Genomic DNA, 1,281 nt, shown 5'->3' on the forward strand with positions numbered 1-1,281 from the left:
TGACGCGCCACCCTTGCCAAAGGACCCGGTCGACCCACCCTGACGCGCCACCCTTGCCAAAGGACCCGGTCGACCCACCCTGACGCGCCACCCTTGCCAAAGGACCCGGTCGACCCACCCTGAGCGCCACCCTTGCCAAAGGACCCGGTCGACCCACCCTGAGCGCCACCCTTGCCGAACGACCCGGTCGACCCACCCTGGGACCCGCCCTCGCCGAACGACCCGGTCGTCTCCCTGCCACCCGGGTTCCGCGGTCCGGAGATATCGATGGTCACGCCTTCCCTAACCGGCCCGGTTGTTTGGGATGACCCGCCCTGGCTTCCATCGCCATCGAACGAGCCAGTCGACCCGCCCTGAGCGCTGGACGCCGCACCGAAGGTACTCGTCGGGCCACCGACAATAGTCTCCGCAGTAATCGGCGCGCCAATACCGATCGTTATGCTTCCGGTCGACAGAATGGAGAGGTTCAATCCACTCGGAATAGTCACCCCCTGTCCGGCATCCAAAATTCTGGGCTCAACTTCTCCGAAACTCTCCTGGCCGCCTCCTACAGCGACTACGGGCGCCACCAGGTTGGTCGGAGCCGGATCAACGGCTATCGATATGTCAGCCCTGGCAGGAGCCGCCGACAAGATAGCGGCAGCAGATATTCCACCGGCCAGAGCTAGAACGGACCAAGTCTTCTTGACAATCATGATTTCCCCGCTCGACATCAGGATCCACCTCGTCGCAGCGGGATGGTAGCTATCAAGTCGTCGGATCAGCCGCTTCCACCAGACCGGCGTGTTGCGGAAAATCTTCGAGTGACATATTTCGCGGCAGCAAAGCATCGAACTTATCCGGACCGGATCACATGGCAAAAGTAGATCAGATCACCAACCCGGCCCACCTGGTGTGATTGGTGCGAGTACACACCCCTATCAGGGAGATCCTCGCAACATCATTCCACCCAGCTCTCTCCATGCAAGCGGCAGCCCTCCGCCTCTCCCACCTGACAGATGTCGCCGGATGGGAGAAGGGAGGGCTGCCGGTCATGCCCTAATAAAAACTAGGCGGATGCTAGGAATTTCTCAGTCGAAGGAACCGGTCGACCCACCCTGAGCGCCACCGCCCCCGAAGGAACCCGTGGAACCACCCTGAGCGCCACCGCCCCCGAACGAGCCGGTCGACCCACCCTGAGCGCCGCCACCCCCGAAGGAACCCGTGGAACCACCCTGAGCGCCACCGCCCCCGAACGAGCCGGTCGACCCACCCTGAGCGCCGCCACCCCCGAAGGAACCC

General features: G+C 63.2%; 1 protein-coding gene. It reads right to left on the bottom strand.

The window, feature by feature from the left end; translation table 11 throughout:
* Positions 1-1,070: 1,070 nt before the first annotated feature.
* On the bottom strand, positions 1,071-1,281 hold a 211-nt coding region (locus tag FREUN1FDRAFT_RS47315; RefSeq protein WP_232295626.1), incomplete at its 5' end, for a hypothetical protein.

Source organism: Parafrankia sp. EUN1f, from assembly GCF_000177675.1.
Taxonomy (GTDB): Bacteria; Actinomycetota; Actinomycetes; order Frankiales; family Frankiaceae; genus Parafrankia.